The following is a 7,565-nucleotide window of genomic DNA, read 5'->3' as shown; positions in this document are numbered from 1 at the left end:
AGGACGTATTATTCAGTTCCTTTCGTCAACACCATATTGGAAGAATATGGCGATATTCATAACTGAAGATGACGCTCAAGACGGAAGAGACCATGTTGATGCTCATCGTAGTTTGCTTATGGTTATTTCGCCTTACGCAAAAAAAGGATATGTAAGTCATGTGCATAACAGTTTTGGTAGTATTTTTAAAACATTTTGGAATATTTTGGGCTTACCTTACCTAAATCAGTACGATGCAGGTGCGACGGACTTGTCCGATATGTTTATTTCCGAACCGGATTATACACCTTACAATGCTATTGCGGTTGATCCAAGATGTTTTGACCCGCAGAAAGCACTTACACCTTTTGACGAAAATTTTGATTGGAAAGAACTTAGTAATTCTCCTAAATTAGACGATATTAATGAGATGCACAAGTACGAGTAAATTTGTTCTATTTGTTATTTTGTTAATTGTAACTGGCAAACTTGAAGCGAGCCCGACCGACACAATAAACATACCTGAAGTGGTTGTTACAGCCAATAAGATGCAAGAATTAAGAGATAATTCTTCATTCAGTATAGTAGATTGTAAAAGGAGTGAAATATTGAGCATGTCGCCAATGTCTTTACCCGATGCGGTTGGGCAGTTAGCCGGTGTTTGGATGCAAAAAACGAATTATGGGGCAGGTTCTCCGTTTGTTAGAGGACTTACGGGCTACCAAACACTTATTGTTATTGATGGGATTAGACTCAACAATGCGACTTTTAGGTCGGGACCTAATCAATACCTTGCCACAGTTGATGCTCTTATGCTTCAGAATGTAGAGATTCTCAAAGGTTCGGGGTCGGTGCAGTATGGCAGCGATGCAATTGGCGGAACAATTTGTCTTTACACAATTGAACCGGAATTTAGCAATGGCGGAACAAAATTGGGTTTTGAGGCTTATTCGAAGATTGTTAGCAGCAGCATGGAAAAAAACGGAAATATTTCGGCAAAAATTGCTGACAAAAACATCGCAGCAAACGTAGGCTTCACCTACAGAAATATTGGCGATATCGTGGCAGGCGGTTCTATCGGAAAGCTCAGCCCGACCAATTACAGCGAGTACGCTATAAATGCAAAAATTAAATATAAAACAAGTGATAACTCTATTTTTACTTTGGCTGTTCAAAGACATGTTCAAAAAGATGTGCCGCTTTATCACAAAGTGCATCTCGAAAATTACATGTATTACAATTTTTCGCCACAGTTGAGGAATCTTGCTTATTTAAAGTGGGATGTGGAGTCGGATAATAAGTTGTTCAATAAAATTAATGTTACCTTATCAGTTCAGCGATCCATTGAAGAAAGATTGAAGAGAAAAAACGAAAGCAATTTTTCAAATAACGAGCTCGATGACGTAAAAACCTTTGGCTTTACTGCCGAAAACACCACAATAATAAATTCGTTTTGGAAAACCCTTACCGGAGTTGAAGTGTACTACGATTATGTAAATAGTGTTGCATATAAAAATGACATTCTGAACGATACTAAACTTAAATTACGAGGACTTTATCCCGACAACTCCAACATGTCGAGCCCGGCTTTGTTTTCATTGCATAAGTTCAATCTGAACCGATTACAAATAGATGCAGGACTACGATATGGATTTTTTGCAATCAATGTTTCAGATTCAACTTTCGGAAATCCTACAATAAAACCTGATGCACTTACCGGATTAGTCGGAGCATCATACAAATTTGCCGAAAATTATACGTTGGCTTTTAATGTAAATTCAACTTTTAGAGCACCCAACATAAACGATGTTGCCAGCTTCGGTATAGCCGACTACAGATACGAAGTGCCTAATATTAATTTACATCCCGAAAAATCATTAAACAAGGAAATTATACTTCGCTATTCAGCCGATGGAATCAGACTAGCTATTAGTGCCTATCATAATAATTTAACCGATTTGATAACTAATGTAAAATCCACATACAACGGATTAGATTCAATTGACGGATTTAAAATATATAAACGAGAAAATTCGCAAAAAGCCGTAATTAAAGGTTTAGAATTTGAGTTTGAATATTTGGCAAGCAAAAAAGTGGAAATCTATTCTAATTTCACATATACTCACGGGCAAAATATTTCTAAAAACGAACCTCTCAGACGTATTCCTCCTTTTTTTGCAACATTTAGTATTAACTATAGACCTATTAAAAATCTAATATTTGAAACGATAGTTTCTGCTGCAGCAAAGCAAACCAGATTAAGTAGTGGCGACTTAGCCGACAATCGTATAAATAATAGCGGAACTCCAGGATGGATTTGTGCCGATTTTAAAACTACCTACAATTACAAGTTTTTCACCATTTCAGGTGGAGTAGGCAATGTTTTTAATTCTGCCTACAGAGTACACGGCTCCGGCGTTGATGCTATTGGTAGGCACTTTTATTTAAGTCTGATTGTTAGTCCTGACCTATTTAAATTATAAAAATTTTTTCATAGCTGTATCACCGATTAAATCTAGTATTTTTAAAAAAAGATTAAAAATATTTTGAAAATAAATTGGTTTATAATGTAAACTGATTTATCTTTGCAAAATAATAATTTATAAACCATTAAAAAATTACAACTATGGAAGAAAAACAATTTAATGAAAAAGAGAGCTTAGAGCTCATTTCGCAAATGATTAGAAATACGCAACAACGTATTGAAAAAGGAAACGGAATGCCGTTTCTTGTATGGGGTTATACAACTGTACTTGTTTCGCTGGCAGTTTGGTTTGCTCTCAAAACAACCGGAAACTATTATTGGAACTATTTATGGTTTCTAATTCCTATTATTGGTTTTCCGCTTTTTATGCTAACAATGCGCAAAAGTGAAAAAGGTGTGAAGACTTATATTGATAGAATTATAGGCTATGTTTGGATTGTATTTGGAATAGGAGGAGTTGTCATATCTGCATCGGCAATATTTTTCTGGTACATACCTATCCTTTTCATCGTGGCATTAATGATGGGAAGCGGAACTGCCATAACAGGGTTGATTATAAAATTTAAGCCTCTTATTTTTTCGGGGTTTGCTTGTATTTTTCTCTCTTTTTTATGTTTGATTATAAAAGGATATGAATCGATTCTTGTTTTCGCGCTTATCTTTTTAGTAATGATGATAATTCCCGGACATATTTTAAATTGGAAAGGTAAAAAAAATGTTTAAACAGCTTGACCCCTTACTTCATTCTGAACTCAGGTTGGCAATTATGTCAATATTGCTATCTGTAGAAGAAGCCGATTTTAATTATTTGAAAGAGCAAACTAAGTCAACATCTGGAAATTTAAGTGTGCAAATAGATAAATTGAGTGAAGCGGGTTATATTGAAGTTGAAAGGGGTTTTGTAGGAAAACGAACCCGCACTGTGTGCCAAATTACACCAAAAGGAGTTGAGGCTTTTGAAGAATATGTTGAAACATTAAAACAATATCTAAAACTCGAATAGTATGAAAAACTTTTTTGCAACCTTATGTTTAATATTTGTCTGCATGGAATTTGTATTTTCTCAAAATGCAACACTTAAGATAAAATGTTATATATAGGTGCAATTAAAGTATTAGATGGCTGTTGGCTGTTAGCCGTTGGCTCTTGGCTCTTGGCTGAGTTTGACTATTGCAAATGGCTAACGGCTAACGGCTAACGGCTAACGGCTAACGGCTACCATAGCCCACACTAATTACTCAATACTTTGTTTAGTGATATCAACAAACAGTTCAGTTCGTTTTTAAGAAATAATAGATTTTTTATTTCTACAAATTCCTTACATTTGCCAATTCTAATAAATATTGGTAATGGAAAATAAATTGAAAGAATTTCGCAGGGAATTTACACCTAAATTTTTCAGGTTGTTTCCGTACAGCAAAGACCGTATCAAACAAGACATCTTTGCAGGGATAATAGTAGGAATAATAGCTTTGCCATTGGCTATTGCTTTTGCAATTGCTTCGGGTGTTTCGCCCGATAGAGGCTTGGTGACGGCAGTTGTTGCCGGATTTCTGATTTCGTTTTTGGGCGGAAGCCGTGTGCAAATAGGTGGACCTACCGGAGCATTCATCGTTATTGTTTACGGTATTGTAAGTCAGCATGGAGTTGATGCACTTATAGTGGCTACTTTTATGGCTGGTATTATGTTGGTTGCCATGGGATTTGCGCGTTTGGGAAGTATAATCAAATTTATTCCTTATCCTTTAATTGTAGGATTTACTTCCGGAATTGCTCTTATAATTTTTTCTTCACAAATAAACGACTTTTTAGGTTTAGGTATCGAAAAAGTGCCTGCCGACTTTGTTAGCAAGTGGCAAATGTTTTTCAGCAATATAGAAAATGTTAATTTTTACGCTTTAGGCTTGGGGTTATTTGCTATTTTGTTTCAGGTTTTTTGGAATAAATACACCAAAAAAATACCGGCTCCACTGATAGTTATTATAATTTCAACGCTTTTGGTTTACATTTTTAAAATTCCGGTAGCAACTATTGGTTCAAGTTTTGGCGAATTAAATGCAGTTTTCCCAAAACCTATAATTCCCAATATCGATTGGGTAACTTTTCAAAGTTTGGTCAATTCGGCTTTTGCTATTGCTTTATTAGGCGGTATAGAATCCTTGTTGTCGGCTGTTGTTGCCGACGGTATGATTGGTAAAAATCATAATTCCAATATGGAATTGGTCGGACAGGGTTTTGCCAATATCGGTTCGGCAATTTTCGGCGGTATTCCTGCAACCGGAGCAATGGCTCGCACAGCAGCTAACGTTAAAAACGGCGGTAGAACACCAATCGCAGGTATTACTCATGCTATTTTTGTTCTGATGGTAATATTGTTTCTTGGAAAAACTGTTAGCTATATACCAATGGCTACCCTTGCCGGAATACTTATTATTGTTTCCTACAATATGAGTGAGTGGCGAAACTTTGTTTCCATTGCCAGAGGGCAACGCTCCGACATGCTCATTTTGGTTATAACCTTTGTACTAACCGTTGTAGTCGATTTGGTTATGGCTATTGAGGTTGGTATGATTTTGGCGATCTTCTTATTCCTACGTGATTCAATTAAAAACACCGATGTTCAAAATCTTGATTTTGTCGATATTGAAGATGAAGTCGACGATCCACTTGCTCTTACTAAATTTGAGGTGCCGAAAGGTGTTTTGGTCTATGAAATCAACGGACCATTGTTTTTCGGTGCTGCGTACAAGTTTAGAGATGCAATCAGGCAAATAGAACGAACTCCCAAAGTGCTTATAATACGTATGCGTAATGTCCACCTAATTGACGGAAGCGGAACAAGAGTGCTTAAAGAAGTTACCAAATATATTCAAAGAAACGAAGGTAGAGTAATATTGTCGGGCGTTACCGATAGTAAAATCTTAGAAGAACTCAATAAATCCAGATTGTTGTTTATGGTTGGCAAGCAAAATGTTAAACCATCATTCCCCGAAGCTTTGGCGAGAGCCGAACAAATATTAGAAGATGAAGCAAACAAACAACAAATAGAAAAATAAAACTACTCGTTTGTTAAGAGTAATTGTTTACTTTTGCACAGTTATAAAAACTTTAAAAAAGAATAAGTTATAAATATGGATAAAAACAATAATTTATTTGCAGAATTTCCACCAACTTCAACCGAAGAATGGGAGGAAATAATTAATGTCGATTTAAAAGGTGCCGACTACAATAAGCGCCTTGTATGGAAAACAGATGAAGGGTTTGATTTGAACCCGTATTACAGAAAAGAAGATATAGAAAACTTGTCTTCTGTCAAGTTAAATCCCGGAGATTTCCCATATACGCGTTCCGTTTCCAAATCAGGAAACAAATGGATTATCAGACAGGAAATAGAAACCGAAATTATTGAAGAAGCCAATGCTACAGCTGTTGACCATCTGAGCAAAGGTGCCGATGCGGTCTCATTGTCGGTAATGTCGGTTTCAAATTCCGATGATTTGGAAAAACTACTAAAAAACATTGATGTTACCCAAAAATACATTTACTTCAACGATGTAGTTGATGTCAACGAGTTTATCGGTATTTACAAAAGCTATCTTGCCAAAAATAACATCAAACTATCCGATGTAAAAGGCGGATTGGAATACGACCCTGTTTTTGATGTTTTATTTGTAGGAAATGTAGCCGAATCGGAGCCAATGTTTGAAGATGAGATTACTAAGTTGTTTGAACTTACCAAAGATTTCGGAGCTGATTTCAAACCTGTTTCTATCAATGCTTTAGGATACAACTCAGCAGGAGCTAATATTTCACAAGAGTTAGCCCTGAGTTTTTCTTCGGCAGTTAGCGTAATTCAAGTGCTTATAAAACGAGGTTTTAAAATTGATGATATTGCTCCCCGAATTATGATTTCTTTTTCTGCAGGACCTGATTATTTCCCGCAGATAGCTAAGTTCAGAGCAGCTCGTCATTTGTGGGCTAATATCATTAATGCTTACAATCCGCAAAATGAAAATTCGTGCAAATTGTTTGCCCATGCTGTTACTTCCAAATGGAATTTAACCTTATACGATGCTCATGTTAATATGCTACGTACCACGACTGCGGCAATGTCAGCAGTTATTGGCGGTTGTCAGTCATTATCGGTAAATCCGTACGACGAACTTATAAGTCCACCCGACGAATTTTCGTATCGCATTGCACGCAATCAGCAAATAATTTTAAAAGAAGAAGCTCATTTGGATAAAGTTGCCGACCCATCGGCAGGAGCTTATTACATTGAAGTGCTTACAAATAAAATAATTAATAAAGCCTGGGAAATCTTTCTTCATATTGAAGATAATGGCGGAATGATTGAGTCTATTGATAAAGGCATTGTTCAAAAATGGTTGGAAGAAGGTGGACAAAAACGAAAAGAAGACGTTGCGACCAGAAAAACCATATTGGTTGGTACAAACCAATACCCGAATTTGGACGAAACTATGCTTGACAAAATTCTCGAATCGGAAGATTTGGATTCTCTCAACGAAGAGGAATACTACGCCGAAGATGACGATATTGTTGACGATGAGCTTGAAGAAGATTTAGACGAAGACGATTTCGATTTCGAAGATGATGAATTATTAAGTCAAAACATAACATTTGTTGCCGGTTCCGAGCAATTTGATGAACTTCGTTTCAGAGCAGAAATGGTTACACAACTAAGAGGAGTTCGACCATCGGCGTATCTTGTTAATGTCGGCAACTTGACCATGCGTAAAGCTCGTGCAATGTTCAGCACCAACTTCTTAGGCTGTGCAGGTTTCCAAATATTCGATAACAACGGATTTGATAATGTTGACGAAGCCATAGACGAAGCATTGAAAACAAAAGCCGACGTTTACGTTGTTTGCAGTTCCGACGATGAATATCCGCAAGTTACAAAACCAATTATCGACGGAATTAAAGCTAAATATCCCGATGCTTTATTTATTCTTGCAGGTTACCCGAAAGAGCATATTGAAATGCTTAAAAACGCAGGCATCGACGAGTTTATTCACGTTAGAGCTAACGTTTATAAAACCCTGGAGGAAATTCAAAACAAGTTGGACTTTTAAAAAAT

General features: G+C 36.5%; 6 protein-coding genes. All 6 read left to right on the top strand.

Translation table 11 applies throughout. The annotated features are described in order from the left end of the window. Positions 1-427, top strand: a 427-nt coding sequence (locus tag PHP31_03520; protein MDD3738343.1) for a hypothetical protein, incomplete at its 5' end; no start/stop codon positions are given. Between the two features lie 19 nt (positions 428-446). Beyond that, the gene (locus tag PHP31_03515) at positions 447-2,462 is read left to right on the top strand and encodes a TonB-dependent receptor (GenBank protein ID MDD3738342.1); all 2,016 of its coding nucleotides are present in this window, start codon (positions 447-449) and stop codon (positions 2,460-2,462) included. Positions 2,463-2,605: 143 nt separating this feature from the next. Next, entirely contained in the window at positions 2,606-3,187 is a 582-nt protein-coding gene (locus PHP31_03510) for a hypothetical protein (GenBank protein ID MDD3738341.1), read from the top strand. Further along, on the top strand, positions 3,180-3,467 hold the full coding sequence (locus PHP31_03505) for a transcriptional regulator (protein MDD3738340.1): 288 nt from the start codon (positions 3,180-3,182) through the stop codon (positions 3,465-3,467). The genes PHP31_03510 and PHP31_03505 overlap by 8 nt, the downstream gene beginning before the upstream one ends. 346 nt (positions 3,468-3,813) lie before the next feature. Beyond that, a complete protein-coding gene (locus PHP31_03500; GenBank protein MDD3738339.1) occupies positions 3,814-5,520 on the top strand; it encodes a SulP family inorganic anion transporter in 1,707 nt (568 codons plus the stop codon). 75 nt (positions 5,521-5,595) lie between these two features. Continuing rightward, a complete protein-coding gene (locus PHP31_03495) occupies positions 5,596-7,560 on the top strand; it encodes a methylmalonyl-CoA mutase family protein (protein ID MDD3738338.1) in 1,965 nt (654 codons plus the stop codon). The last annotated feature ends 5 nt before the right edge of the window (positions 7,561-7,565 follow it).

The organism is Lentimicrobiaceae bacterium, from assembly GCA_028697555.1.
Lineage (GTDB): Bacteria > Bacteroidota > Bacteroidia > Bacteroidales > UBA4417 > UBA4417.
The sequence above is the reverse complement of the archived record's forward strand: the minus strand, read 5'-3'. Positions and strand labels throughout refer to the sequence as shown.